The organism is Thermomonas sp. XSG, assembly GCF_014678725.1.
Taxonomy (GTDB): Bacteria; Pseudomonadota; Gammaproteobacteria; order Xanthomonadales; family Xanthomonadaceae; genus Thermomonas.
Genome location: NZ_CP061497.1, coordinates 354,700 through 381,263, shown reverse-complemented (window position 1 = coordinate 381,263; position 26,564 = coordinate 354,700). Strand labels below are relative to the sequence as shown.

Here is a 26,564-nt window from a genome sequence, read left to right as displayed (position 1 = left end):
ATGCGTGCATGAACGATTCCGCCATCGATTACGACCGTTACGACCACGTCCGTCCGATCCGTTGGACCGGGGAAACACTGGAGCTGCTGGACCAGCGGGTGCTGCCGTTCACCGTGGTCCACGAGATATGCCGCACCAGCGATGAGGTGGCCGAAGCGATCCGCGCGCTGACCGTGCGTGGCGCGCCCGCCATCGGCATCGCCGCGGCCTGGGGCGTGGTGCTGGCCGGCCGCGGGCTGGAGGCCGGTGATCCGGCCGAAGCCTCGCGCCTGCTTGAGCCCGCCATCCAACGGCTCAACGCTGCCCGTCCCACCGCCGTCAATCTGGCCTGGGCGCTGGCGCGCATGGCCGGCGCGCTGGCCGCGCTGGATCCGGGCGATGATTGGCGCGCGGCGCTGGAGAACGAAGCGCTGGCCATCGAAACCGAAGACCTGGCCGCCAACCGTGCGATGGGGCGCGCCGGCGCCGCGCTGATCGCGCCCGGCAGCGGCGTGCTGACACACTGCAATACCGGCTCGCTGGCGACGGCGGGTTTCGGCACCGCCCTCGGCGTGATCCGCGCCGGCGTGGCCGACGGCCGCATCGCGCGCGTCTTCGCCACCGAGACCCGGCCGTGGAACCAGGGCGCACGGCTGACCGTGTGGGAGCTGGCGCAGGACGGCATCGATGCCACCCTGATCGCCGATGCGGCCGCCTCGCACCTGATGAAGACCGGGCAGGTGCAATGGGTGGTGGTCGGTGCGGACCGCATCTGCGCGAACGGCGATACCGCCAACAAGATCGGGACCTACCAGCTGGCCATCGCGGCGAAGCACCACGGGCTGAAGTTCATGGTGGTGGCGCCGTCTTCCACGGTCGACATGGGAACCGCCTCCGGCGATCTGATCGAGATCGAGGAGCGCGACCCGGCGGAACTGCTGTCGTTCCGCGGCAAGCGCGTGGTGGCGGACGGCGTGCACGCGTGGAACCCCGTGTTCGACGTTGCCCCGCACGAACTGATCGACGCCATCGTCACCGAGAAGGGCGTGGTGGAGCGTCCTGACGCGGCACGCATGCGGACGATGTTCGGCAGCTGAGGCGCGGAGCGCACGCGGCCCTGCCGGCGGCCGACGGCGTGACTTTCGCATCCGCTTCCGCCATCACGCCTGTCAGCGGCGGAAATGCGGCTTCCGGCGCTGCGCGGGGCGCTGGAAGGCCCGCAACTGCTTGATTTCCGATGGAATCGGGGTGCTTTAAGAGCCCCCGGATGGTATGATTTCCCGTTGCTGGAAATTCCCGTTGGAAGCACTTGCGGAACAGGTTTCCGCCGGTCGCCTGCGGGCCGGAATTCACGATAGGCACCACCACGAGAAACGGACGCACGATGGCCGAATCCGCCAAGGAAATCATCCCCGTCAAGCTGGAAGACGAGATGCGTCGCAGCTACCTCGATTACGCCATGAGCGTGATCGTGGGGCGCGCGCTCCCGGACGTCCGCGACGGCCTGAAGCCGGTGCATCGCCGCGTGCTGTTCGCGATGAACGAGCTGGGTGCGCACAGCAACAAGCCGTACTACAAGTCGGCGCGCATCGTCGGTGACGTGATCGGTAAGTACCACCCGCACGGCGACCAGTCGGTGTACGACACGCTGGTGCGCATGGCGCAGCCGTTCTCGCTGCGCTACCTGCTGGTGGACGGGCAGGGCAACTTCGGTTCGGTGGACGGCGACAGCGCCGCGGCGATGCGTTACACCGAGGCGCGCATGTCGCGGCTCAGCCACGAGCTGATGGCCGACATCGACAAGGACACCGTCGATTTCCAGCCCAACTACGACGAGAAGGAACTGGAACCCACGGTCATGCCGACCCGGTTCCCGAACCTGCTGGTCAACGGCTCGGCCGGTATCGCCGTGGGCATGGCCACCAACATCCCGCCGCACAATCTGGGCGAGGTGGTGGACGCGCTGATGGCGCTGATCGACGACCCGCAGATCGACATCGACGGGCTGATGGAATACATCCCCGGCCCGGATTTCCCCACCGCCGGCATCCTCAACGGCGTCGGCGGCATCCACGTCGCCTACCGCACCGGCAAGGGTCGGGTGCGCATGCGCGCCCGTGCCGACATCGAAGTGGCCGACAACGGCCGCGAGTCGATCATCGTCACCGAGATCCCGTACCAGGTGAACAAGGCGCGGCTGATCGAGAAGATCGCCGAGCTGGTCAAGGAGAAGAAGCTCGAGGGCATCAGCGAACTGCGCGACGAGTCCGACAAGGACGGCATGCGCATCTACATCGAGGTCAAGCGCGGCGAATCCGCCGACGTGGTGCTGAACAACCTGTACTCGCAGACCCAGATGGAGTCGGTGTTCGGCATCAACATGGTGGCGCTGGTCGATGGCCGGCCGCGGCTGCTGAACCTCAAGCAGATCCTCGAAGCCTTTGTCCGCCACCGCCGTGAAGTGGTGACGCGCCGGACCATCTTCGAACTGCGCAAGGCGCGCGCACGCGCGCACATCCTCGAAGGCCTGACCGTTGCGCTGGCCAACATCGACGAGATGATCGAGCTGATCAAGACCTCGGAGAACCCGGGCGTCGCCCGCGAGCGCATGCTGGCGCGGCGCTGGCAGCCGGGGCTGGTCGGCGCGCTGCTGGCCGCCACTGGCGCCGAGGCCAGCCGGCCGGAAGACCTGCCTGCCGGCGTCGGCCTGCTGGCGGATGGCTACCAGCTGACCGAGACGCAGGCCCAGCAGATCCTCGAAATGCGCCTGCACCGACTGACCGGGCTGGAGCAGGAGAAGCTGACCGACGAATACCGCCAGCTGCTGGAGGAAATCGCCGGGCTGATCCTCATCCTGGAAAACCCGGACGTGCTGCTGGAAAAGATCCGCGAGGAGCTGCGCGCGCTCAAAGCCGAGTTCAACGACCCGCGCCGCAGCGAGATCCGCGCCTCCGAGGAAGACCTCGACATCCTCGACCTGATCGCGCCGGAAGACGTGGTTGTCACGCTCTCCCATGCCGGCTACGCCAAGCGCCAGCCTGCCACCACCTACCGCGCGCAGAAGCGCGGCGGCAAGGGCCGCAACGCGGCGGCGACCAAGGACGAGGATTTCATCGACCAGCTGTGGCTGGTCAATACCCACGACACCCTGCTCACCTTCACCAGCCACGGCCGCGTGTTCTGGCTGCCGGTGTACCAGCTGCCGGAGGCCGGGCCGAACGCGCGTGGCCGCCCGATCATCAACTGGATCCCGCTGGAAGAAGGCGAGAAGGTGCAGGCGGTGCAGCCGGTGCGCGAGTACGAGGACGGCAAGTACGTGTTCTTCGCCACCCGCAACGGCACGGTGAAGAAGACGCCACTGACCGAATACGCGTTCCGGCTGGCGCGCGGCAAGATCGCCATCAACCTGGCCGAAGGCGATGCCCTGGTGAACGCGGAGCTGTCCGACGGTACCCGCGACATCATGCTGTTCGCCAGCAACGGCAAGGCGGTGCGTTTCGGTGGCGACAGCGTGCGCCCGATGGGCCGGACCGCCACCGGCGTGCGCGGCATGAAGCTGGCCGAGGGCGAGGAGGTGCGCAGCCTGATCGTGGTGGATGGCGACGGCGACGTGCTCACCGCCAGCGAGCGCGGCTTCGGCAAGCGCACCCCGATCGAGGAATTCCCGAAGAAGGGCCGTGGCACGCAGGGCGTGATCGCGCTCAAGACCAACGAGCGCAACGGCGCGCTGGTTGGCGCGATCCAGCTCACCGAGCGCCACGACGTGCTGCTGATTTCCGATGGCGGCACCCTTGTGCGCACGCGCGCCGCGGAGATCGCGCAGGTCGGTCGCAACACGCAGGGCGTGACCCTGATGCGGCTGGCGGCAGACGAGAAGCTGCAGGCGATCGAGCGGCTCGATGCGACCCTGGACGCGGAAGCCGAGGGCGCGGAAGACGCCGTCGACTGAGGCCACCGGCGGCCCCGGTAGCCGCCTGATCGGCGCGCGGATGCCATTTCCGCGCCGACATCGGCTAGCCTGTCCCCCTCCCGCGAAGGATGCAGCGGGATGCAGGACGGGATACACGCTCGGCGGAGTCGCGGATGGATGCTCTTGTATGGATGGCGGTAGCGGGCGCGGTGGCCGTGTTGGCCGGGATCGGCGCTTGGTGGTACCAGCGCGCCGACGCGGCTGACGCGCGCACGGCAATCGACCCGGCGGATGTGCAGGACACCGACGAGGACTGGGCGCCGGCCGAGGTGGATGAAACCGCTGATCCCGGTATTCCGCGCGGGCGTGCGCTGGTGCGTGAGCTGTACGCGCTGGCGGTGGATGCCAGGGGCGCGGCGTCCGCACCGCCGGCCGATGCCGCCGCCGCGCATGCGGCGATTGCCGCGGCCTGCGCCAACCTGCTGTCGCGGACGCAGTTCCAGGCCCGGCACATGCCGCGCCGGCCCTACCTGCTGCCCAAACTGATGCGGGCGATCAACGATCCCGACGTGTCGCTGGAGCACATCGCGCGCATCGTCAGCGAAGACCCGGCGCTGTCGGTCAACCTGCTGCGCATCGCCAACAGCCCGTTCTACCGGATCCAGGAGAAGCCGGTGGAAAGCCTGATGCGGGCCGCGACCCTGCTTGGGCTCGACGGGCTGCGTCCGGTCATCGCCGCGGCGCTGGTGCAGCCGGTCATGCAGACCGGTGATGGCCCGTTCGGCCGGTTGCCGGGGGTGATCTGGGAACACACCCAGCTGGCCGCGGATGTCGCTTCCGGGATGATCCGCGGCGGCCGCGGGGAAGAGGACGCGTTCGCCGCGCAGATGGTCGGGCTGCTGCACGGGCTGGGGGCGATCATGGTGGCGCAGGTACTGCGCGACAACTATGCGCTGCACCCGCACCTGTCGCCGGATCCGCGCACGGTAGCCCGCGTCCTCGACGAACAGTCGGCGCCGATGGCGCACCGCATCGCAGTGTCGTGGGAGCTCTCCGAGCGGATCGGCACCGCGCTCGAGGCGCAGCGCCTGGATGCGATGCCGGCAGACCCGCTGGGGCGCGCACTGCGTGCGGGCCGGCTTGCCGCGGCGCTGGCGATGCTGGCCCGGCAGGGGAAATTCAGTCGCGACGAAGGCCTGGCGATGCTGGAGGCATGGGCGCAACACCGTCGGGTCTACGCGGATTTCGCCGGCATGTGGTCGCGCCTGCTGGTCTGAACCGCGCCCCTCACGGCGGGCGTTTCGCATCCCGCCGGCCAGCGTGCGGGGCCATGCCGGCGCCCTATACTCGGCGCGATCCCACGGAATGGACATCGCGATGACGCGTGCACGGACTTTTGCGCCCGGGCGCCTGCTGGGGCTGTTGCTGCTGGCCCTGCTGGCGACGGGGATCGCCGGCTGCAAGCGCGATCCGGGCGGCCAGCTGCCGCCTCCCAGCGGTGAGGCGATCAAGGCCGAGCGCGCGAAGATCACCGGCTTCGCGGTGGCGCGCGCCTGGCCGGACCAGCGACCGGATGGGCTGGCGGTGGCGGTGGAGTTCTCGCGCCCGCTGGTCGGCACCCAGGACTTCGACAAGCTGCTGGTCATCGACGCCAAGGGCGATGGCCAGAGCGGCTGGGCGCTGTCGGACGACGGCAGGACCCTGCGCTTTCCCTATGTCGAAGCCAACAAGCACTACACGCTGCGGATTTCCGCCGCGCTGACCGCCGCCGACGGCAGCAAGCTCGGCAAGGACCTGGAGCTGAAGGTGTTCACCGGCGAACTGGAACCCGCGGTGGGTTTCGCTTCGCAGGGAAGCGTGATCCCGGCGAAGGAATCGCGTGGGCTGCCGGTGGTGTCGGTGAACGTGGACGAGGTCGACGTCGAGTTCCTGCGCGTGCGCGATGACGCGCTGCCGAAGTTCTTCGCCGACTACCAGCGTGGTGGTCGCCGCGGCAGCTGGGAGCTGGACCCGTCCTGGTACGACCCGGACGACGCGGACAGCCGCGCGCCGATCGGCAAGATGGCAGAACCGGTCTATGTCAACCGCTTCGTGCTGGGTGGCGAACGCAACGAGCGCGTGCTGACCTACCTGCCGCTGCAGGACATCGCCGAACTGCAGAAACCCGGCCTGTACTTCGCGGTGATGAAGAAGACGGGCAGCTTCCGGGGCGAGTTCGAGGTTGCCTTCTTCAGCGTCAGCGACATCGGCCTGCACGCACGTGCCTACAAGGATAAGCTGTTCGTGCACACCGCCTCGCTGGCCAGCGGCGACAGCCTTGCCAACATCGAGCTGCGGGTGCTGGACGCGCGCGGCCAGCCGGTGTTCAAGGGCAGTACCGACGGCAACGGCAACGCGCTGCTCGACTACCGGCTGGACGCGGGTCATGTGCTCACCGCGCTGCGCGGCAAGGACATGTCGATGCTGCCGTTCAACCAGCCGGCGCTGGACCTGTCCGAGTTCGCGGTGGCCGGGCGCGAGCAGGCCTGGTTCGACGTGTTCGCCTGGTCGGGCCGCGACCTCTACCGGCCGGGTGAAACCGTGCGCGTCTCCGCGCTGCTGCGCGACTTCGACGGCCGGCCGGTGCAGGCAAAGGGCGGCAAGTCGCAATCCCTGTTCGTCCGCCTGAAGCAGCCGGATGGCAGGACCTTCGTCGAGTCGAAAATCGAGCCCGGTGCGCAGGGCTATTTCCGCTTCGAGAAAGCAATTCCTGCAGAAGCGCCCACCGGCCGCTGGCAGGTGGAGTTCCGCACGGATCCGGCCAGCAAGGAGGCGGTGCAGGGCATGAGCCTGCGCATCGAGGAGTTCCTGCCGGAGCGGATGAAGCTGGACCTGGGCAGCGCGGCGCCGATCCTGCGCCACGGCCGGCCGCTGGCGCTGCATGCCAAGGGTGCCTACCTGTACGGCGCGCCGGCCGCGGGCAACCGCTTCACCGCCAAGCTGACGGTGCGGGTGGACCAGCACCCGCTGGAGAATCTGAAGGGCTGGTTCTTCGGCGATCCCACCGTGGCGCTGCCGAAGGACGCCGTGGACGCCATCGATGCCGAGCTGGATGCGAAAGGCGAGCTGCGCAGGGACATTCCCCTGCCCGAGGAAGTGAAGGGCACCACGCCGGTGCAGGCCATCGTGTCGGGCAGTCTGTTCGAGTCCGGCGGCCGCAGCGTCAACCGCAGCCTCGTGCGCACGCTGTGGCCGGCCGATGCTCTGGTCGGCGTGCGCCCGCTGTTCGACGACGGGGACGGCGCCAATGCCAATGCGAGCGCCGGGTTCGAGCTGATGCGCTACGGCAGCGACGGCCGCCCGCGGCCGGCCGCCGGGCTGAAGGTGTCGCTGGTGCGCGAACTCCGCGACTACCACTGGAGCCACGACGAGGACAGCGGCTGGCGCCACGATTTCACCCGTCGCTTCCAGACCGTGGAGACGCGCAGCATCGACGCCGGCGCCACCGCGGCGCGCATCGACTTTCCGGTGGAGTGGGGCGACTACCGGCTGGAGGTGTTCGATCCGGCGACCAGGCTGACCATGCGCTATCCGTTCCGCGCCGGCTGGGGCTGGGGCGACGAGAACCGCGGACTGGACGCGCGCCCCGACAAGGTCAAGCTGGCGCTGGACAAGACCGCCTATCGCGCCGGCGACAAGCTGAAGGTCACCCTGACGCCGCCGCATGCCGGCAAGGGCTTGGTGATGGTGGAAAGCGACCGCATGCTGTTCGTGCAGTCGGTGGACGTGAAGCCGGGCACCGTGGTGGAAATCCCGGTGACGCAGGACTGGGAGCGCCACGACGTGTACGTGACCGCGCTGGTGTTCCGTGGCGGCAGCGCGGCCAGCAAGATCACCCCCGCGCGGGCGGTGGGCGAGGCGTTCGTGCCGATGGATCGGCGTGACCGCCGCGTCGCCGTGGGCCTGGCGGTGAAGAAACAGGTGCGCCCGCAGCAGCCGCTGCAGGTCACGCTGAGCGCGCCGCAGCTGGCCGGCAAGACGGCCTATGCCACGGTGTCGGCAGTGGATGTCGGCATCCTCAACATCACCCGCTTCCCGGTGCCGGATGCCGGCGCGCACTTCTTCGCCCAGCGCCGCCTGGGCGTGGACGCGTACGACATCTATGGCCGGGTCATCGAGAGTTTCGACGGTGGTATCGCCAAGCTGCGCTTCGGTGGCGACATGGCGCTGGCCGCGCTGCCGCAGGCGCGGCGGCCGACCGCGCGGGTGCAGACGGTGGACCTGTTCTCCGGGCCGGTGAAGCTGGACGCCAGGGGCACCGCGCGCGTGTCGCTGCCGGTGCCGGATTTCAACGGCACCCTGCGGGTGTCGGCGCTGGTCTATGCCGATGCGCAGTACGGCAATCGTGATGCCGAAGTGGTGGTGCGCGCGCCGATCGTGGCCGAGGCCAGCATGCCGCGGGCGATGGCGCCGGGTGATCGCGGCATGGTCAGCCTGGACATCACCAACTTCACCGGCAAGGCCGGCGCGTTCAAGGTGAAGCTGGACGGGATCGGGCCTGCCGCGATCGGTGAGGCCAGTCGCACGCTCACGCTGGGCAGCGAGGCCAAGTCTACGCTGAGTTTCCCGCTCACCGCGCAGGAAGGCTACGGCATGGCGCAGGTGCGGGTGCGGGTGGACGGCAACGGCTTCAAGGTGGACCGCAAGTACGACCTGCCGGTGCGTGCAGCGTGGCCGCAGGTGCTGCGCTCGCGCACGCAGGTGCTGGGCGCGGGCGAAGCGGCGTCGATGGATGCCGGCCTTGCCGAGGGGCTGCTGCCGGGTTCGGTGCGTGCGCGCATGCTGGTCAGCGCGCTGCCGCCGATCCCGTTCGGCGCCGCGCTGAAGGGCGCGCTGGACTATCCCTATGGCTGTGCCGAGCAGACCACCAGCAAGGGTTACGCGGCGCTGGCGCTGGATGCGGAAACCGCCCGGCGCTTCGGCGTGGCCGGGCTGGACGCCGGCAAGCGGCGCGCGCGGATGGAGGGCGCGTTCGGCCGGCTGGCGTCGATGCAGGCGGGCAACGGCCATTTCTCGATGTGGGGTGATGATGACAACGTCGATCCGCTGCTGACGCCGTACATCGCCGAGTTCCTGCTGGACGCGCGCCAGGCCGGCTTCGTGGTGCCCGAGGCGGTGCTGCAGAAGGCGCTGCAGCGGCTCAGCGAGGACCTGCTGTCCGGTGGCAACGAGTTCTACGGGCGCAGCCACCGGCAGTACCTCAAGTTCGCCTACCAGGCGCATGCCGGCTATGTGCTGGCGCGGGTCAACCGCGCGCCGCTGGGAACGCTGCGGGCGCTGTACGACAACGACCGCAAGCAGGCGCTGAAGGGGCTGCCGCTGGTGCACCTCGGGCTGGCGCTGTCGATGCAGGGCGACAAGGTGCGCGGCGGCAAGGCGATTGCCGCCGGTTTCGCCTTCGAGGGCGACCGCCACGACTGGCTGGGTGACTACGGCACGCCGCTGCGCGACTTGGCGCTGATGATCGCGATGACCCACGAGCGCGGTTACGCCGCCCCGGCCTTTGACGCCAAGGTGATCGAGGTTAGCCGCGAACTGGACGCGCGCCGCCGCGCATCGTCGTGGTTCTGGCTGAGCACGCAGGAACAGATCGCGCTGGCGCGGCTGGGCAAGGCGCTGCTGATGGACGTGAAGAAGGAAGTGGCCGGCAAGCTGGCCAGCGGCGGCACCGAGGAAGCCATCGCCAAGGCGCGCAGCTTTGCCCGCGACGTCGATTACGCCACCCTGGCCAAGGGCCTGCGCTTCCTGCCGGCCGGCGAGCCGCCGTTCTACGCCAGCCTCGAGGTGGCCGGCGTGCCGCGCGCCGCGCCTGCGCCGGATGCCAGCGTGATCAAGGTCGAGCGGGCGCTGTTCGGCACCGACGGCAAGCCGTGGGCGCCGCGAGCGTTGAAGGAAGGCGAGGCGCTGATCGTGCGGGTTGCCGTCACCGCCGACCGCGACATGCCCGACGCGCTGCTGACCGACCTGCTGCCGGCGGGGCTGGAGATCGAGAACTTCAACCTGGGTGACGCCAAGCAATGGGCCGAGGTGGTGGTGGACGGCATCGGCATCGGCGAGCGTGGGGACAGCGCCAACCTGCGCCACGAGGAGTTCCGCGACGACCGTTACGTGGCGGCGCTCAAGCTGGACGCGGGCAGCACCGCCAAGGTGTTCTACCTCGTGCGCGCGGTCACCCCCGGCAACTACACAGTGCCGCCGCCGCTGGTGGAGGACATGTACCGTCCGGACCTGCGCGGCGTGGGCAGAGCCGTGCCGGAGCGGATCACGGTGGTGCAGCCGTGAGGCGGGGCGCGCGCGGCGGGGCGTAAGGCGTGACGCACGCACTTCCCGGTCAGCGGATCCGCCGGCTCCGCGGTGCCCTGCGCGCGCTGCTGCCCTGGCTGCGTTGGGGCACGGTGGCCCTGCTGGTCGGCTTGCTGTTGCTCGACGTCGCCTTCCCGCTGCCGCTGCCCAGCCGCCGTGACGCCGCGACCGTGGTGACCGCCCGCGACGGCAGCCCGCTGCGCGCGTTTGCCGATGCCGGCGGCGTCTGGCGCTATCCGGCCACGCCGGAGCAGGTGTCGCCGCTGTACGTGCAGGCGTTGCTGGGCTACGAGGACCGCTGGTTCTGGCGCCATCCCGGCGTCAACCCGGTGGCGATGCTGCGCGCCGGCGCGCAGGTGCTGGGCAACCGCCGCATCGTCTCCGGCGGCTCCACCCTGACCATGCAGGTGGCGCGGATCATCGATCCGGGCCTGCACGGCGCGCGCACCCGCAGCGCCGCCGGCAAGCTGCGGCAGCTGCTGCGCGCGCTGCAGCTGGAAGCGCACCTGTCCAAGCGCGGGATCCTCACCCTGTACCTGGAGCGCGCGCCGTTCGGCGGCACCATCGAGGGCGTGGAAGCCGCCAGCTGGGCCTATCTGGGCAAGCCGGCATCAAAGCTGTCGCATGCCGAAGCGGCGCTGCTGGCGGTGCTGCCGCAGGCGCCCAGCCGGCTGCGGCCGGACCGCTACCCGGATGCCGCGCAGGCGGCGCGCGACAAGCTGCTGGCGCGGATGGCCGCGCGCGGCGTGTGGACACGCGCGCAGGTGGACGATGCGCGCATCGAGAACGTGGTGTCGCGGCGCCTGCGCACGCCGATGGATGCCGCACTGCTGGCGCAGCGCCTGCATGCCGCGCAGCCGGATGCCCGCCGCATCGTGTCCACCCTGGAGCCGGCGCTGCAGCGTGCGCTGGAGGAGCGGGTCGCCGCGTACTTCTCTGGCCTGCCGCCGCGGACCTCGGCGGCGCTGCTGGTGGTCGACAACGCCAGCCTGGAGGCTCGCGCTTACGTCGGTTCGGTGGCGTTTGCCGACAAGGCGCGGCTGGGGCATGTCGACATGGTGCAGGCCTGGCGCTCGCCCGGTTCGACGCTCAAGCCGTTCCTGTACGGGATGGCGCTGGACGATGGGCTCGTGCATTCGGAAAGCCTGCTGGTCGATGCGCCGCAGTCCTTCGACGGCTACCGGCCGTCCAATTTCGATACCGCCTTCAACGGCCCGGTCAGCGTCGCCGAGGCGCTGCGGCTGTCGCTCAACGTGCCGGCGGTGGACCTGCTGGACCGGGTGGGCCCGGCGCGCTTCGCTGCGCGGCTGGAGCATGCGGGCATCGCGCTGCGTTTTCCGCGCGGGGCGGCGCCGAACCTGTCGATGATCCTCGGCGGCACCGGCGCGCGGCTGGAAGACCTGGTTGGCGCCTTTGCCGCCCTGCAGCGTGGCGGCATCGCCGGGCGTGTGCGCTACACCGGCGATGCGCCGAAGCTCGAGCGCCGCCTGCTGTCGCCCGGCGCGGCCTGGATCGTGCGCGAGATCCTCGCCGCCAATCCGCGTCCCGGCGAGGCCGAGGGCATGTTCGACACGGACCGGCGGCCACAGGTGGCGTGGAAGACCGGCACCAGCTACGGCTTCCGCGACGCCTGGGCGATCGGTGCCACCCCGCGTTACAGCGTGGGTGTCTGGGTGGGGCGGCCGGACGGCACGCCGCTGCCCGGCCAGTACGGCGCGGTTACCGCACTGCCGCTGCTGTTCGAAGTGATCGACAGCCTGCCGCGCGCGCCAGGCGACGCACGGCGCGTGCCGATGCCGGCCAGCGTGGCGGAAACCGGGATCTGCTGGCCGCTGGGCACTGCCGCCGCCGCGCAGCCGGAGGCGCTGTGCCAGCACCGGCGCGAGGCCTGGACGCTGGACGGGATGGTGCCGCCGACCCTGCCGGAGCGTCAGGCGCGGTTGTGGAGCGCCGGCATCGAACGCTTCGAAGTGGACGCCGGCAGCGGACGCCGGTTGTCGGCCGACTGCCGCTTGCCGCATGCCGCGCAGGAGAGGCAGATCGCACGCTGGCCGGCGCTGGCGATGCCGTGGCTGCCGTCAGCATGGCGGGCGGCGGCGAGCCTGCCGCCGCTGGCCACGGACTGCGCCGACGATGGCCGCGGTGCGCTGGAAACCCTGCGCATCGAAGGACTCAACGATGGCGCGGCGCTTGCCGCGGCGCCGGGCAGTGCGCGCGGGGTGCGGCTCTCGCTGCGTGCGCTGGGCGCCAGCACCCGGGTGCAGTGGTTGCTGGATGGGCGCTGGATCGGCGAAACCAAAGGTGCGCGCCCGCTGCTTCGGGAGTTCGCGGAGCCGGGCCGGCACGAACTCACCGCGCTGGCCGACAGCGGTGCCTGGGACAGCCTGCGTTTTGCGATCCTGCCGCCCCGTTGAGGCGTGGTGCCCGGGCGGGCGCTGCAATCAGCCGGGCAGGTTCGCCAGCACGTTTTCCGCCGACGACACCCGGAATTCACCCGGCGCTTCCACCCACAGGCCGCGCACGATCTCGTTTTCGGCATACAGCGCGAAGCGCTTGCTGCGCACGCCCATGCCGTAGCCGCTGGCGTCCAGTTCCAGCCCGAGCGCGCGGGTGAAGTCGGCATTGCCGTCGGCGAGCATCTTCATGCCCTGCGGTACGCCTTGGCTCCTGCCCCACGCCTGCATCACGAAGGCATCGTTTACCGCCATGCAGGCGACCTCGATGCCTTTCGCTCGGAACGCATCGAAATGCTGGATGAAGCCGGGCAGGTGGCGTTCGGAACAGGTGGGCGTGAACGCGCCCGGCACCGAAAACAGCACCAGCTTGCGCCCACCGAACAGGCTGTGGGTATCGATCCGGTGCACACCGTTGTCGATGTACTGCAGGATCGCCGCGGGAACGTGCTGGCCGACTTGAATCGACATGACCGGACCTCACTTCGACGGGAATACAGTCTAAGGCCTGTGGCTGCGGTTGCGATGCGCGGTGGGATAATCCCCCGTACGCAGGCCGCGGCAGGGAGCATCGATGGAATTCAAGGACTACTACGGGATCCTCGGGGTCGAGCCCAGCGCGGGCGAGGCCGAGATCAAAACCGCCTATCGGCGGCTGGCGCGCAAATACCATCCCGACGTCAGCAAGGAAAAGGGCGCCGAGGAGAAGTTCAAGGCGGTCAATGAGGCTTACGAGGCGCTGCGCGACCCGCAGAAGCGCGCGGCCTACGACCAGCTGCGCGCAGGCGGCTACCGCCCCGGCGACGAGATCCGTCCGCCGCCCGGCGGTTTCGGACGTGGCCAGGGTGGCCAGCCGGACTTCGACTTCGACGAGATCTTCGCCGGTGGCGGCGCGGGCGGCGGCTTCTCCGACTTCTTCGAGAACCTGTTCGGTCAGCGCGGGCGCGGCAACGGCGGCGCCCGCGGCGGCCAGCCGGCCGGCGACACCCGCGCCAAACTGGCGGTGCCGCTGAATGCCGTCTACAACGGCAGCAGCGTGCGCATCGGCGTGGCCGGCAAGACTCTGGACGTCCGCGTGCCCAAGGGCGTGCGTCCGGGCCAGGTCATCCGCCTGGCCCGGCAGGGCAACGGCGGCCGGGACCTGCTGCTGGAAGTCGAATACGCCGCCGATCCGCAGTTCGAGGTGGATGGTCGCAACGTGATCCACGTGCTGCCGGTGGCCCCGTGGGAAGCGGCGCTGGGCGCCACCCTCAGCGTGCCCACCCTGGGCGGCCCGGTGGAGCTGAAGATTCCGGCCGATTCCGAATCCGGACGCAAGCTGCGGCTGCGCGGACGCGGGCTGCCGGGCACCACGGGTGCGGCGGCCGGCGACCAGATCGTGGAGCTGGAAATCCTCGCGCCGAAGGCGCACAACGACGCCCAGCGGAAGGCCTACGCGAAGATGCGCGACGCGTTCGGTGACGACTGGCGGCGCGGCTGACGCTGCCCCATTTTTGTAGGAGCGCACCGCAGGGGCGCGAACGCTTTCGCAGGATCCCGCCAAGAGCATCGCGCCCCTGCGGTGCGCTCCTACAAAGAACGCCTTACGCGGCGCTGGGACCGGTGGCGATGTACTGGTTGATGACGTCGGCCAGTTCGGACTCGCTGAACGGCTTGGTGATGTAGGCCTTGGCGCCCTGGCGCATGCCCCAGACGCGGTCGGTGTCCTGGTCCTTGGTGGTGACCAGAATGACCGGGATGTGCTTGGTGGTGGCTTCGCGGCTGATCGAACGGGTGGCCTGGAAGCCGTTGAGGTTCGGCATCACCACGTCCATCAGGATCAGGTCGGGCAGTTCGCGCTTGGCCGCTTCCACGCCGGCGGCGCCGTCCTCGGCGGTGAGCGCATCGTGGCCGAGTTTCTCGACGATGCGTCGGATGCTCATCAGCTGGGAGGGCGAATCGTCGACAATCAGGATGCGTGCCATGTGAATCCCCGGGTATGCGGGTCGATTGTAGCCGCAGGCCAGCGGCCTGCAAGCGCGGTCAGATGACAGGCTGGATGCGCACCAGCGTGCGCCCCAGCGCGCCGCCGGCAAGCATCCCGTCGAATACCTGCGGCAGCTCGTCCAGGCTGGCTTCGCGGGTGCAGATCGCCTCCAGGTTGTCCGGCTTCCAGTCGCCGGCCAGGCGGCGCCAGACCTCGTCGCGGATGTCGCGGGCGGTGCCGGCCGAGGCCACGCCCAGCAGCGAGACGCCGCGGATGATGAAGGGCATCACGGTGGCGTGCAGTTCGGGCGAAGCGGCCAGTCCGCAGCTGGCGACGTTGCCATAGGGGGCGGTCTGCGCCAGCAGCGCCGCAAGCATTGGCCCGCCGACATTGTCCAGGCCGCCACCGAAGCGGGCGCTGTCCATTGGCTTGGTGGTCGACAGTGCGTCGCGGCCCAGCACCTCGGAGGCCCCCAGCGCCTTCAAGTAGACCGCATGTTCCGGCTTGCCGCTGATCGCATGGACCTGGTAACCGGCTTGGCTGTAGATCGCGACCGCCAGTGAACCCACGCCGCCGGTCGCACCGGTCACGGCCAGCGGGCCCAGCGCGGGCGTCTGCCGGTTCTCGGTCATCCGCAGCAGGCCGAGCGCCGCAGTGAAACCGGCGGTGCCGAGGATCATCGCTTCGCGTAGGCTCAGCCCGGCAGGCAGCGGGATGACCCAGCGTGCATCCAGCCGCGCGTACTCCGAATAGCCGCCGTCGCGGGTTTCCGACAGCCCGCTGCCGGTGACCAGCACGGCGTCACCCTCGCGGAACGCGGGGTCGGTGGATGCCACCACGTGGCCGGCCACATCTATCCCCCCGACCAGCGGGAAGCTGCGCAGGATCTTGCCCTTGCCGGTGCCGGCCAGCGCGTCCTTGTAGTTGACCGAGGAGTACGCGGCCTTGACCACCACCTCGCCGGGATTGAGATCACCCAGCGATATGGTCTCGATGCCGCTGCGGTAGCCGGCGGCGTCGCTGTGGATGCGGAAGGCGCGGAACGTCGCCGGGATGGTCATACATCCTCCGTGGTGAGCTTGAGCTGGCTGCGACGCTTCTCGTCCAGCCACTTGTCGGCCTGCGCCGGCACGTAGCCGCGCATCCATTCCAGGAGGGCCTCGATGTCGGTCCCATGCCACATGTCGGCGCGCTGCTCGGGATGCAGGAAGCGCTCGCGTACCATCGTGTCCAGCATCGCCATCAGCGGCTCCCAGAAGCCGTTCACGCCGAGGAAGGCGCAGGGCTTGCGGCCCAGCCCCAGCTGGCGCCAGGTCAGCATCTCGAACATCTCGTCGAGGGTGCCGAAGCCGCCGGGCAGGGCGACGAAGCCGTCGGCCAGTTCGAACATCCGCGCCTTGCGGGTGTGCATGGAATCTACGACTTCGAGGCGGGTGACGCCCTTGTGGGCGACCTCCCAGTCGACCAGCTGCTGCGGGATCACTCCGATGACTTCGCCGCCGCCGGCAAGCACCGCATCGGCCACGATGCCCATGAGGCCGACGTTGCCGCCGCCGTACACCAGCGCGATGCCGTCGCGCGCGAGGCGGGTTCCGAGGTCGCGGGCCAGCGCGGCATAGGCAGGGTCGCTGCCGGCATTGGAGCCGCAATAGACGCAGAGGGTTTTCATGCCGGAGCCCTGAATTGGGTAAGGAGGTATTGCACGCCGTTCATGCCGGCGAAGCCCGCGATCCCCGCTGCGACGAAGCACAGCCAAGGCTGCCAGCCGGCTTTCAGGCAAAGGCTGAGCACCGGGAAGAACAGCAGGCCACCCAGCACGAACCAGAAGATGTCCATCGACATCATGGCCACGCGCTGGCTGTCGCCGGTTTCGACCTGCAACCAGCCGAGCGCCAGCAGCGATGTCACCGGCAGTGCCGCCACCAGTGCGCCGAGCACGCCGGGGCGCCTGGACAGCGCGGAGGCGGTCAACACCAGCACCACGGTGATTGCGAGTTTCAGCAGGAATTGCGCGTTCATCAGGCGATTATCGCGCGGCGCATACGAAAACGGCGCCACCTTGGCGCCGTTTCCATGCGATGCAGAGCCGCGTATCAGTTGGCCTTGTGGATCGCCCGCTTGTGCACCGCCATCGCGGCGTCGTGCACGGCCTCGCTCAGCGACGGGTGGGCGTGGCAGATGCGCGCCAAGTCATCGGCACTGCCCTTGAACTCCATCGCCAGCACGCCCTCGTGGACCAGTTCCGACACGTTGGCGCCGACCAGGTGCATGCCCAGGATGGTGTCGGTCTCGGCATGCGCCAGTACCTTCACGAAGCCCGCCGGCTCGGCCATCGCCACCGCGCGGCCGACCGCTGCGAACGGGAAGCTGCCGGCCTTGTAGGGGACGCCTTCGGCCTTCAGCTGCTCCTCGGTCTTGCCGACCCAGGCGATTTCCGGCTCGGTGTAGATCACCCACGGAATCGTGTCGAAGTTGACGTGGCCCGGCAGGCCGGCAATAAGTTCCGCCACCGCGATCCCTTCTTCGAAGCCCTTGTGCGCCAGCATCGGGCCGCGCACGCAGTCGCCGACCGCCCACACGCCGTCGACGCCGGTGTGGCAGTGCTCGTCGACCACGATCTGGCCGCGCTCGTTGACCTGCACGCCGGTGCCATCGGCCAGCAGGCCCTTGGTGGCGGCGCGGCGGCCCACGGCCACCAGCAGCTTGTCGACCACCAGTTCCTGGGCCGCGCCCTTGTCGTCGGTGTAGCTGATATGGACGCCGTCCTTCTTGACCTCGGTGGCGGTGCACTTGCAGCCCAGCTTGATGTCCAGGCCCTGCTTCTTGAATTCGCGCGCCGCGACCTTCGCCACTTCCGCATCGGCGGCGGCGAGGAAGTTCGGCAGGCCTTCGAGGATGGTGACCTCGGCGCCCAGGCGCTTCCACACGCTGCCCAGTTCCAGACCGATCACGCCGGCGCCGATCACGCCGAGGCGCTTCGGCACCTTCTCGAGGTCCAGCGCGCCGACGTTGTCGATGATGTGCTCGCCGAACTTGGCGAACGGCAGCTCGATGGAATCGGAACCGGCGGCGAGGATGACGTTGGTGGCCTTCAGCGCGACTTCGCTGCCGTCGTGCTGCTTGACCGTCACCACGTTGCCCGGCTGCAGCTGGCCGAAGCCGTAGAACGCGGTGATCTTGTTCGCCTTGAACAGCGCGGCGATGCCGCCGGTGAACTGCTTCACGATGCCGTCCTTGCGGGCGACCATCTTCTTCACGTCGATCGAAGGCGACTCGAAGCTGATGCCGTGCTGGTCGAACAGGTGGCCCATGTTCCAGAACTGGCGGCTGGAATCCAGCAGCGCCTTGGACGGGATGCAGCCCACGCGCAGGCAGGTGCCGCCCAGCGCCGGCTTGCCGTCCTTGCCCAGCGCGGCGTCGATGCAGGCGGTCTTCAGGCCCAGCTGCGCGGCGCGGATGGCGGCGTGGTAGCCGGCGGGACCGGCACCGATGACGACGACGTCGAATTGCTGTTGTTCGCTCATTGCTTCATTCCTGAACTTGGTAGCGGGGGGGCAGGATCCGAACCTGCGGTGCCCCGAAACAGGACGGGAACCGTTGCCGGTTCCCGTCGCCGGAATCACATGCCCAGCAGCATGCGGTGCGGGTTCTCGAGCTGGTTCTTGATGTCGACCAGGAACAGCACCGCGTCCTTGCCGTCGATGATGCGGTGGTCGTAGCTCAGCGCGATGTACATCATCGGCGCGGCGATCACCTGGCCGTTCTCGACGATGGCGCGCTCCTTGATCGCGTGCATACCGAGGATGGCGCTCTGCGGCGGGTTCACGATCGGGGTGGACATCAGCGAGCCGAAGGTGCCGCCGTTGGTGATGGTGAAGGTGCCGCCCTGCAGGTCGTCCAGGCCCAGCTTGCCGTCACGCGCCTTCTTGGCGTAGTCGGCGATGCCCTGTTCGATCTCGGCGAAGCCCATCCGTTCGACGTTGCGCAGCACCGGCGTGACCAGGCCCTTGTCGGTGGACACGGCGATGCTGATGTCGGCGTAGCCGTGGTAGATGACGTCATTGCCATCGACCGAGGCGTTGATGACCGGGTACTTCTGCAGCGCGTTCGCGGCGGCCTTGGCGAAGAAGCTCATGAAGCCGAGCTTGATGCCGTGCGCCTTGACGAAGTCATCCTGCAGCTCCTTGCGCATCTCCATGACCTTGGAGAGGTTGACCTCGTTGAACGAGGTCAGCATGGCGATGGAGTTCTTGGACTGCATCAGGCGCTCGGCGATGCGGGCGCGCATGCGGGTCATCGGCACGCGCTCTTCCGGGCGCGCGCCGCCGGCCACGCCGGCGGTCTTGCCGCTGGCGTAGTTGACGATGTCTTCCTTGGTGACCATGCCGCGGCGGCCGGTGCCGGCCACCTCGGCCGGGTTGACGCCGCTGGTGGCGGCGGCGAAGCGCGCGCCCGGCGGCACGTCGGCGGAGGCGGCGGCCGGTGCCGCGGCCTTGGCCGGGGCGGCAGCGGCGGGCGCGGCGGCCTTCGGCGCTTCCGCGGCAGGGGCGGCCGGCGCGGCTGCGGCGACGGCGCCTTCCTCGATCACGGCGATCACCTGCTGGCTGGTCACGGTGGCGCCGGCGTCGAACTTGATCTCCTTCAGCACGCCGTCGACCGGGGAGGGCACTTCCAGCACCACCTTGTCGGTTTCGAGGTCGAGCAGGTTTTCATCGCGCTTGACCGCGTCACCGGCCTTCTTGTGCCAGCTGGCGATGGTGGCGTCGGAAACGGATTCGGGGAGAACCGGGACTTTGACTTCAATGGCCATGAGGGCGTCCTGTCGGAATTCGGAGGGGAATTAGTCGGCGTCGCTGTCGTTGCCCACCGGGTTGACCAGTGCGTCGGCAAGCAGCTTGTTGAGTTCGGCCACGTGCTCGGCCATGTGGCCGGCCGCGGGCGAGGGCGAGCGCAGGCGGCCGGCGTAGCCCAGCACCTGCTTGGGCTGCAGGCAGGCGCGCAGGTGGTGCTGGATCTGGTACCAGGCACCCTGGTTCTGCGGCTCTTCCTGGCACCAGACCACGTCGGTGGCGGAGCCGAAGCGCTTCAGCTCGGCGACGAGCTCCGGGCGCGGGAATGGGTACAGCTGCTCCACGCGGACCAGCGCCACGTCCTTGATCTCCTTCTTCTGCGCTTCTTCCAGCAGGTCGTAATAGACCTTGCCGGCGCACACCACCACCCGCTTGACCTTCTTCGCGGTGGCGGTGGTATCGGGGATCAGGCGCTGGAACTCGCCGTTGGCCAGTTCGTCCAGGCTCGACACCGCCAGCTTGTGGCGCAGCAGCGACTTCGGCGTCATCACCACCAGCGGCTTGCGGGTGCTCTGGCGCATCTGGCGGCGGATCATGTGGAAATCCTGCGCCGGGGTGGTCGGCGTGCAGACCACCATGTTGTCCAGCGCGCACAGCTGCAGGAAGCGCTCCAGGCGCGCCGAGCTGTGCTCGGGTCCCTGGCCTTCATAGCCGTGCGGCAGGTACAGCGCGAGCCCGCACAGGCGGTCCCACTTGGCTTCGCCGGCGGCCAGGAACTGGTCGATCACGACCTGCGCGCCGTTGGCGAAATCGCCGAACTGCGCTTCCCAGATGTCCAGGGTCATCGGATCGGCGGTGGCGTAGCCGTATTCGAACGCCATCACCGCTTCCTCGCTGAGCAGCGAGTCGATGATGGTGACGTCTTCCGGGTTCTGCACCAGCTCGCGCAGCGGCAGGTGGTAGGCGTCGGTGTTCTGGTCGTGCAGGATCGCGTGGCGATGGAAGAAGGTGCCGCGACCGCAGTCCTGGCCGACCAGACGCAGGCGGTAGCCGTCCTGCAGCAGGGTGGCGTAGGCCAGGTTCTCGGCAAATCCCCAGTCGGCCGGCTGTTCGCCTGCGGCCATCTTGCGGCGGTCCTCGTAGATCTTGGCCACGCGCGGATGCAGCTTCACCGCGTCCGGGATGGTGTTGATCTGCGATGCCAGCTTGTCCAGCGCCTTGCGGGGCACCTTGGTGTCCACCGGGTCGGACAGCTTGCCGGCCAGGTACGGCGACCAGTCGACGGTCAGTGCGTTGGCCTCGGCCGGCACCACGTCGGTGGTGACCTCGCCGGCATCAAGGCGGTCGCGGCAGGCATCGACCAGCGCCTGCGCATCGGCCGCGGACAGCGTGCCTTCGGCCATCAGCTTGTCGGCGTACAGCTCGCGCGTGGTCTTCATCGCGCGGATCTTCTTGTACATCACCGGCTGAGTGGCAGCAGGTTCGTCGGCCTCGTTGTGGCCGTGGCGGCGGTAGCAGACCAGGTCGATGACCACGTCCTTGCCGAAGGTCTGGCGGAAATCGAACGCCATCTCGGCCACGAACGCCACGGCCTCCGGGTCGTCGCCGTTCACGTGCAGCACCGGCGCGCCGACCATCTTGGCCACGTCGGTGCAGTACAGGGTGGAACGCGCGTCTTCGGCAGCGCTGGTGGTGAAGCCGACCTGGTTGTTGACCACCACGTGCAGGGTGCCGCCAACGCGGAAGCCGCGGGCCTGCGACATCTGCAGCAGTTCCATCACCACGCCCTGGCCGGCGAACGCCGCGTCGCCATGGATCAGCACCGGCATGACCTGCTTGCGCTCGGCATCGCCGCGGCGATGCTGGCGCGAACGCACGCTGCCGGCGACCACCGGGTCGACGATCTCCAGGTGCGAGGGATTGAACGCCAGGGCCAGATGGACCGGGCCGCCGGGGGTGGCGACGTCGGCGCTGTAGCCCATGTGGTACTTCACGTCGCCGGTATGGGCGTGGTCGCCCTGACGGGTGTGCTCGAACTTGCCTTCGAACTCGTCGAACAGCTTGCGCGGCGGCTTGCCGAGGGTGTTGACCAGCACGTTCAGGCGGCCGCGGTGGGCCATGCCCAGCACCACGTCCTTGACCCCGGCCTGGCCGGCGCGACGGATCGTCACGTCCAGCAGCGGGATCAGTGAGTCGCCGCCTTCCAGCGAGAAGCGCTTCTGGCCGACGTACTTGGTGTGCAGGTAGCGTTCCAGGCCTTCCGCGGCGGTCAGCCGCTCGAGGATGCGCTGCTTGTCTTCCTTGCTGCGGCCGTAGTTGCCGGCCGCCTTCTCCAGGCGCTCGTAGATCCAGCGGCGCTGGTCGGCGTCGGTGATGTGCATGAACTCGGCGCCGATGCTGCCGGCATAGGTCGCGCGCAGGCGCGCGTACAGGTCGCGCAGCTTCATCCGCGGCTCACCGCCGACGCCGCCGGTGCTGAATTCGGTGTCGAGGTCGCTGCCGGACAGCTTGTGGAAGGCGAGGTCCAGGTCCGGCGGGTTGACCGGCGGGGTCAGCCCCAGCGGGTCGGTGTGCGCACCCAGGTGGCCGCGCGAACGGTAGGCGGTGATCAGGCGGCCGACGTGGCGCTCGCGCTCGTCGCCGCTACCGCTGTTGGCGGGAACCACCCCGCGCGCGGCCTGGCGGCCGGCCTCGGCGATCTGGTCGATCACCGCGGAGTGCGGGATATCCCCGGCCTCGCGGCCCTTCAGGCCATCGAAATACTGCTTCCATTTGGGGTCGACGCTGTCGGGCGCGACCAGATACTGCTCGTAGAGGTCTTCGATGAACGCGCCGTTGGCGCCGAGCTGGGAGGTTTGAGCGAACTGCTTGAGGAGACTGTCCACGGTGTGGCTAGCAACCTATCGGTGGGGTGGGGGGTGCGCCCGCGCCGGTACTGGCGCCAGACCGGGCGGGACAAATTCTGAATGCGCGCAAGCAAAGAGTCGGAATTATAGCCGCTGGGGTGTCGCGGGCGCATGCGACCAAAGTCAAGAACGCGGCGATTTCATATCCCGAGGGCGCGATATTCGGTTACCGGGCGGGAACGCTCCCAGATTTCCTCGAAACGCTGCTGCAGCTGGCGCACCCGCGCGCGCGCATCGAACGCGGCGATGCCTTCCACGCGGTCGCCCTGGGTGCGGACGTAGTAGCCGCCGGCGTCATTGGCAACCAGCGCCACGCGCTCCTCGCGGTAGACGGGATCGTCCACCTGACGGAACTGGAACACGCTGGGCAGACGCTGGGCCAGCGCCAGCAGCTTGGCGTGGGCGGCTTGCGGGGCGGCGGCATCGTGCAGCAGCACCAGTACCTGCACGTCGCGGCCGGAGGTGGCGAAGCCGCGCAGCGCGGCCAGGAAGTCGGGGTGGTCGAACAGCCAGCCTTCAAGGTCGAGGCTGCGGATCCACAGGCTGCGCCGTGCGTCCGCGGCGATGCGGGTGGCGGCCTCGATGGCCGCCGGATGGTCGGTGATGCGGACCGGTTCGCTGCTGGGGTCGCCGTTCATGCTTCGTCCTCCTCCTGTTCCAGCCGGTAGTGGCCGGCGGCCAGCAGGGCGACCACCGCCGCCCGTCCCGACTCGCCCAGCCCAGCGTACAGCGTGTGGTCGATGCTGTCCGCGGCGGCCACCCGGCGGGCGTCGTCCAAGCCAAGCGGATAGGCGGTGCCGCCTGCATACAGCCGGCCCGGGTCCGCGTCGCCCCCTTGGCGGGCGCGGCGCCAGGCCATGCGCGACCAGGGGTGCCGCCACAGCTGCGCGCCGCCGGCCAGCGCCTGTTCCATCGCGGCGCGCGGCAGCGGATGTTCCTCGGCGGCAGGCAGCACCGCGCTGCGGTAGGTGGTGATGAAGCTGCCGAACCAGTCGCCGAAGCGGTCGGGATCGTCCATCCGCAGCTGGTGCAGGGCGGCTTCCACCCGCTGCATGGCCGCATCGTCGATCTCGCCGGCGTCGCCCGGCAGGGCCAGGTCCGGATCGGCGTAGCGCAGTTCGTCCGGCGCGTCGGCGGCCAGCGTGTCGGCGTAGTCGCCCAGCAGTTCGGCTGCGGCGGGCGCGCGCATGCCCACGGAGAAGGTCAGGCAGGGGCTTTCCGCCACCCCGTGGTGCGGCACACCCGGCGGCAGGTAGAGCATGTCGCCGGGTTGCAGCACCCAGTCGTGGGTCGGGTGAAATTCGCGCAGGAGCTTGATGTCCACGTCGTTGCGGAAATCCAGCGACGGGTGGGCGCTGGCATCGATCTGCCAGCGCCGCTGGCCGTGCGCCTGCAGCAGGAACACGTCGTACTGGTCCACGTGCGCGCCTACCGATCCGCCGGTGGCGGCGAAGCTCACCATCACGTCGTCGATCCGCCAGCGCGGCAGGAAATCGAAATGGGCGAGCAGGGTGCGGATGTCGGCGTCCCACTTGTCCACGTCCTGCACCAGCAGGGTCCAGTCATGGTCGGGCAGGCCGGGGAAATCGTCCTCGGCGAACGGCCCGTGGCGCACCTTCCAGCCATCGCTGGCCTTGTCGTGCTCGATCAGTCGCGCCAGCACGCCGTCCTCGCAGGCAAGGCCAGCGAGGTCTTCGGGTTCGATCGGGGACGCATAGCCGGGGAAGGCGTTGCGGACCAGCAGCGGGCGCTTCTGCCAGTAGTCGCGCAGGAACGTCGCCGGCGGCATGCCCAGCGGGGCCGGCCCGGCGGCGGCGTCGATCTCGATGGGAGGTGTCGCCGTGGGGCGTGCGTCGGTCATCGCGACGGTTCCTTGCGTTCGTTGGCCAGGCGCACGCGGAGATTGGTGCGCGCATTCGCGGAGAAGGCCTTGCAGGCGCCGGCATCGACCAGCGGCGCCTCGCCATGTAGCCGCGCCAGCAGGTTGCTGGCGGCCGGGTGCGGGGTGAGGAGCAGGTCGCAGGGCAGGCCAGCGACGGTGTCGAGGCTGCGTTCGAACGCGGCCACGTAGCCGGGGTGGTCGGCGAAGCGGTAGTGGCCGTCGGTCAGCGCGGTGTGACTGTCGACGTAGGCGATGTCGAGGCAGCGTGGGCCCTCGCAGGACCGCCAGGTCCAGCTGGTGCCACCGGGAGCGTGGCCGGGGGTTGCATGCGATTGCAGCACGAGGTCGCCAATCCGGACGGTTTCGGCTTCGCTCAATGTGCGCACGTCCGCCACGGCCGGAAAGCCGGCCAGCTCGCCCAGCTGCGGGTCGTCCTGGCCTGGCTTGCCGCTGCGCAGGGTGGCGACCGCGGGGGCACGGGCCAGCACGGGGGCGCCAGTGGCGCGCTGCAGGCCAGCCAGTCCGCCGGCATGGTCCATGTGCTCGTGGGTGTTGAGCAGCCGCCTGATGTCGCGGGGGGCGAAGCCGAGCGCGCGGATGTTGGCGAGGATGGCGGCGGGTGCGCGGTCGGTTGCGCCGTCGATCAGGATCGCGCCGGCATCGCCCACCACCAGGATGGCCGCGATGCCGCAGGTGCCGACGTAGTAGGTGTTGCCGAAGATCCTGCGCGGCGGCGCGCGGTCGTTCCAGCCGTCCATCGGGCTGGCGTCGGCCGGGCAGGCCGGCACGCCGTCTTCATGCGTTGCGCCGGGGGCCGCGCGGTCCAGCGACGGTGCGGTCCGCGAGGCGCAGGCCGCCAGCGCCAGCATGGCCGCCACGAGGACTCCTTGGCGGCCGTACGGCACCTCAGGCCTCCCGCGCCAGCCGCTCCGCCAGGCCGGTGTAGCTGCCCGGGGTCATGTCCAGCAGGCGCTGCTTGTCGGCTGCGGGCAGGTCCAGCGATTCAACGAAGGCGCGCATGGAGTCGGCGGTGATGCCGTGGCCGCGGGTCAGCGCCTTGAGCTGCTCGTAGGGGTTCGGCAGGCCGTGGCGGCGCATCACCGTCTGCACGGCTTCGGCCAGCACTTCCCAGCTGGCATCGAGGTCGGCGGCCAGTCGCTCCGGGTTGACGCTGAGCTTGTTGAGGCCGCGCTGCAAAGCGTCGAAGCCGATCAGCATGTGGCCGAAGGCGGTACCCAGCGCGCGCAGCACGGTGGAGTCGGTGAGGTCGCGCTGCCAGCGGCTGATCGGCAGCTTGATCGCGAAGTGTTCGAACAGCGCGCTGGCGATGCCGAAGTTGCCTTCCGCGTTCTCGAAGTCGATCGGGTTGACCTTGTGCGGCATGGTGCTGCTGCCCACTTCGCCGGCCTTGACCGCCTGCTTGAAATAGCCCTGCGAGATGTAGCCCCAGATGTCGCGGCAGAGATCAATGGCGATGGTGTCGATGCGCTTGGCCGCGTCGCACAGTTCGGCCACGCCGTCGTGCGGCTCGATCTGGGTGGTGTAGGGCTGCCAGTCGAGATCCAGCGACTCGACGAAGCGGCGCGAGAACGCCGGCCAGTCCACGTCCGGGTAGGCGGCCACGTGGGCGTTGTAGTTGCCCACCGCGCCATTGATCTTGCCCGGCATCGGCAGGCCGGCCAGCACTTCGCCCTGGCGCTGCAGGCGCGCCACCACGTTGGCCAGTTCCTTGCCGACGGTGGTGGGGGAGGCGGTCTGGCCGTGGGTGCGCGAGAGCATCGGCAGCGCCGCGTGCTCGTGCGCCATCGCGCGCAGCTTCTGGATCAGTGCGTCCAGCTTCGGCAGCAGCACGTCCTGCCGCGCCTGGCTCAGCATCAGTGCGTAGGACAGGTTGTTGATGTCCTCGCTGGTGCAGGCGAAGTGCACGAATTCCAGCGCCGGGCCGAGCTCGGCGTCGTCCTTCAGCTGCTCCTTGATGAAGTATTCCACCGCCTTGACGTCGTGGTTGGTGGTGGCTTCGATGGCCTTGACCCGCGCCGCGTGCTCGACGCTGAAACCATCGGCCAGCGCACGCAGCCGACCGGCGGCGGCCGCGGAGAACGGGGCCAGTTCGGGGATCCCCGGGGCCTCAGCCAGCGCCAGCAGCCATTCGACTTCCACCTTCACCCGGGCGCGGATCAGCCCGTATTCGGAAAAGATCGGGCGCAGCGCATCGACCTTGCCGGCGTAGCGGCCATCGAGCGGGGACAGGGCGGTCAGGGCGTCGGACATGGGGGCAGCGGCTGGCAACGGGGCCGATATTGTAGAGCGGAGGCCGTGCCGCTGCCTTGTGGAAG

18 protein-coding genes are annotated in these 26,564 nt (G+C 69.3%); 6 read left to right on the top strand and 12 right to left on the bottom strand.

Annotated elements, in window-relative coordinates:
- Positions 1-8 precede the first annotated feature (8 nt).
- The 5 genes from mtnA (at position 9) to pbpC (ending at position 12,645) form a co-directional block, all read left to right on the top strand.
- Positions 9-1,076 carry an S-methyl-5-thioribose-1-phosphate isomerase gene (mtnA, locus tag ICG51_RS01715; RefSeq protein WP_190281268.1) on the top strand — a complete coding sequence of 356 codons (1,068 nt, stop codon included), beginning with the start codon at positions 9-11 and terminating at the stop codon, positions 1,074-1,076.
- Positions 1,077-1,363: 287 nt separating this feature from the next.
- The gene (gene gyrA / locus ICG51_RS01710) at positions 1,364-3,928 is read left to right on the top strand and encodes a DNA gyrase subunit A (RefSeq protein ID WP_190281267.1); all 2,565 of its coding nucleotides are present in this window, start codon (positions 1,364-1,366) and stop codon (positions 3,926-3,928) included.
- 134 nt (positions 3,929-4,062) lie between these two features.
- Positions 4,063-5,166 (top strand): HDOD domain-containing protein, encoded by a 1,104-nt coding sequence (locus tag ICG51_RS01705; RefSeq protein WP_190281266.1) that lies wholly within the window; start codon positions 4,063-4,065, stop codon positions 5,164-5,166.
- A 100-nt stretch (positions 5,167-5,266) separates the two neighbouring features.
- Positions 5,267-10,210: an alpha-2-macroglobulin gene (locus tag ICG51_RS01700; RefSeq protein ID WP_190281265.1), complete on the top strand. Its 4,944-nt coding sequence runs from the start codon at positions 5,267-5,269 to the stop codon at positions 10,208-10,210.
- 29 nt (positions 10,211-10,239) lie between these two features.
- The gene (gene pbpC, locus ICG51_RS01695; protein ID WP_190281264.1) at positions 10,240-12,645 is read left to right on the top strand and encodes a penicillin-binding protein 1C; all 2,406 of its coding nucleotides are present in this window, start codon (positions 10,240-10,242) and stop codon (positions 12,643-12,645) included.
- 27 nt (positions 12,646-12,672) lie between these two features.
- Here the strand turns inward: pbpC and ICG51_RS01690 are convergent, their stop codons facing one another.
- On the bottom strand, positions 12,673-13,155 hold the full coding sequence (locus ICG51_RS01690; RefSeq protein ID WP_190281263.1) for a peroxiredoxin: 483 nt from the start codon (positions 13,153-13,155) through the stop codon (positions 12,673-12,675).
- 103 nt (positions 13,156-13,258) lie between these two features.
- On the opposite strand from ICG51_RS01690, the gene ICG51_RS01685 reads away from it, so the two are divergent.
- Positions 13,259-14,164: a DnaJ C-terminal domain-containing protein gene (locus ICG51_RS01685; RefSeq protein WP_190281262.1), complete on the top strand. Its 906-nt coding sequence runs from the start codon at positions 13,259-13,261 to the stop codon at positions 14,162-14,164.
- Positions 14,165-14,267: 103 nt separating this feature from the next.
- Here ICG51_RS01685 and pilH read toward each other — a convergent pair whose 3' ends face one another.
- From pilH to purB, 11 genes are all read right to left on the bottom strand, one after another.
- Positions 14,268-14,648 (bottom strand): twitching motility response regulator PilH, encoded by a 381-nt coding sequence (gene pilH / locus ICG51_RS01680; RefSeq protein WP_190281261.1) that lies wholly within the window; start codon positions 14,646-14,648, stop codon positions 14,268-14,270.
- A 58-nt stretch (positions 14,649-14,706) separates the two neighbouring features.
- On the bottom strand, positions 14,707-15,711 hold the full coding sequence (locus ICG51_RS01675; protein WP_190281260.1) for a YhdH/YhfP family quinone oxidoreductase: 1,005 nt from the start codon (positions 15,709-15,711) through the stop codon (positions 14,707-14,709).
- On the bottom strand, positions 15,708-16,319 hold the full coding sequence (locus tag ICG51_RS01670) for a TIGR00730 family Rossman fold protein (RefSeq protein ID WP_190281259.1): 612 nt from the start codon (positions 16,317-16,319) through the stop codon (positions 15,708-15,710). Before ICG51_RS01670 ends, ICG51_RS01675 begins: the two co-directional genes overlap by 4 nt.
- Positions 16,316-16,669 (bottom strand): DUF3147 family protein, encoded by a 354-nt coding sequence (locus ICG51_RS01665; RefSeq protein WP_190281258.1) that lies wholly within the window; start codon positions 16,667-16,669, stop codon positions 16,316-16,318. The genes ICG51_RS01670 and ICG51_RS01665 overlap by 4 nt, the downstream gene beginning before the upstream one ends.
- A gap of 74 nt (positions 16,670-16,743) precedes the next feature.
- Positions 16,744-18,174 (bottom strand): dihydrolipoyl dehydrogenase, encoded by a 1,431-nt coding sequence (lpdA, locus tag ICG51_RS01660; protein ID WP_190281257.1) that lies wholly within the window; start codon positions 18,172-18,174, stop codon positions 16,744-16,746.
- Positions 18,175-18,269: 95 nt separating this feature from the next.
- Entirely contained in the window at positions 18,270-19,460 is a 1,191-nt protein-coding gene (gene sucB, locus ICG51_RS01655; protein ID WP_190281256.1) for a dihydrolipoyllysine-residue succinyltransferase, read from the bottom strand.
- Positions 19,461-19,490: 30 nt separating this feature from the next.
- Positions 19,491-22,325, bottom strand: a complete 2,835-nt coding sequence (locus tag ICG51_RS01650; RefSeq protein WP_190281255.1) for a 2-oxoglutarate dehydrogenase E1 component — start codon at positions 22,323-22,325, stop codon at positions 19,491-19,493.
- A gap of 161 nt (positions 22,326-22,486) precedes the next feature.
- Positions 22,487-22,984: a hypothetical protein gene (locus ICG51_RS01645; protein ID WP_190281254.1), complete on the bottom strand. Its 498-nt coding sequence runs from the start codon at positions 22,982-22,984 to the stop codon at positions 22,487-22,489.
- Positions 22,981-24,207, bottom strand: coding sequence for a cupin domain-containing protein (locus ICG51_RS01640; protein WP_190281253.1), 1,227 nt, complete (start codon positions 24,205-24,207; stop codon positions 22,981-22,983). The genes ICG51_RS01645 and ICG51_RS01640 overlap by 4 nt, the downstream gene beginning before the upstream one ends.
- A complete protein-coding gene (gene bla / locus ICG51_RS01635; RefSeq protein ID WP_190282306.1) occupies positions 24,204-25,097 on the bottom strand; it encodes a subclass B3 metallo-beta-lactamase in 894 nt (297 codons plus the stop codon). The genes ICG51_RS01640 and bla overlap by 4 nt, the downstream gene beginning before the upstream one ends.
- Before the next feature lie 37 nt (positions 25,098-25,134).
- Positions 25,135-26,499, bottom strand: coding sequence for an adenylosuccinate lyase (gene purB / locus ICG51_RS01630; RefSeq protein ID WP_190281252.1), 1,365 nt, complete (start codon positions 26,497-26,499; stop codon positions 25,135-25,137).
- Positions 26,500-26,564: the final 65 nt, after the last annotated feature.

What these genes read in the sequence shown, in the direction of transcription:
- purB (WP_190281252.1), bottom strand. Translation starts at nt 26,499, where the DNA reads ATGTCCGACGCCCTGACCGCCCTGTCCCCGCTCGATGGCCGCTACGCC.
- bla (WP_190282306.1), bottom strand. Translation starts at nt 25,097, where the DNA reads ATGCTGGCGCTGGCGGCCTGCGCCTCGCGGACCGCACCGTCGCTGGAC.
- ICG51_RS01665 (WP_190281258.1), bottom strand. Translation starts at nt 16,669, where the DNA reads ATGAACGCGCAATTCCTGCTGAAACTCGCAATCACCGTGGTGCTGGTG.
- lpdA (WP_190281257.1), bottom strand. Translation starts at nt 18,174, where the DNA reads ATGAGCGAACAACAGCAATTCGACGTCGTCGTCATCGGTGCCGGTCCC.
- ICG51_RS01670 (WP_190281259.1), bottom strand. Translation starts at nt 16,319, where the DNA reads ATGAAAACCCTCTGCGTCTATTGCGGCTCCAATGCCGGCAGCGACCCT.
- ICG51_RS01640 (WP_190281253.1), bottom strand. Translation starts at nt 24,207, where the DNA reads ATGACCGACGCACGCCCCACGGCGACACCTCCCATCGAGATCGACGCC.
- ICG51_RS01675 (WP_190281260.1), bottom strand. Translation starts at nt 15,711, where the DNA reads ATGACCATCCCGGCGACGTTCCGCGCCTTCCGCATCCACAGCGACGCC.
- ICG51_RS01685 (WP_190281262.1), top strand. Translation starts at nt 13,259, where the DNA reads ATGGAATTCAAGGACTACTACGGGATCCTCGGGGTCGAGCCCAGCGCG.
- ICG51_RS01705 (WP_190281266.1), top strand. Translation starts at nt 4,063, where the DNA reads ATGGATGCTCTTGTATGGATGGCGGTAGCGGGCGCGGTGGCCGTGTTG.
- sucB (WP_190281256.1), bottom strand. Translation starts at nt 19,460, where the DNA reads ATGGCCATTGAAGTCAAAGTCCCGGTTCTCCCCGAATCCGTTTCCGAC.
- mtnA (WP_190281268.1), top strand. Translation starts at nt 9, where the DNA reads ATGAACGATTCCGCCATCGATTACGACCGTTACGACCACGTCCGTCCG.
- gyrA (WP_190281267.1), top strand. Translation starts at nt 1,364, where the DNA reads ATGGCCGAATCCGCCAAGGAAATCATCCCCGTCAAGCTGGAAGACGAG.
- ICG51_RS01690 (WP_190281263.1), bottom strand. Translation starts at nt 13,155, where the DNA reads ATGTCGATTCAAGTCGGCCAGCACGTTCCCGCGGCGATCCTGCAGTAC.
- ICG51_RS01645 (WP_190281254.1), bottom strand. Translation starts at nt 22,984, where the DNA reads ATGAACGGCGACCCCAGCAGCGAACCGGTCCGCATCACCGACCATCCG.
- pilH (WP_190281261.1), bottom strand. Translation starts at nt 14,648, where the DNA reads ATGGCACGCATCCTGATTGTCGACGATTCGCCCTCCCAGCTGATGAGC.
- ICG51_RS01700 (WP_190281265.1), top strand. Translation starts at nt 5,267, where the DNA reads ATGACGCGTGCACGGACTTTTGCGCCCGGGCGCCTGCTGGGGCTGTTG.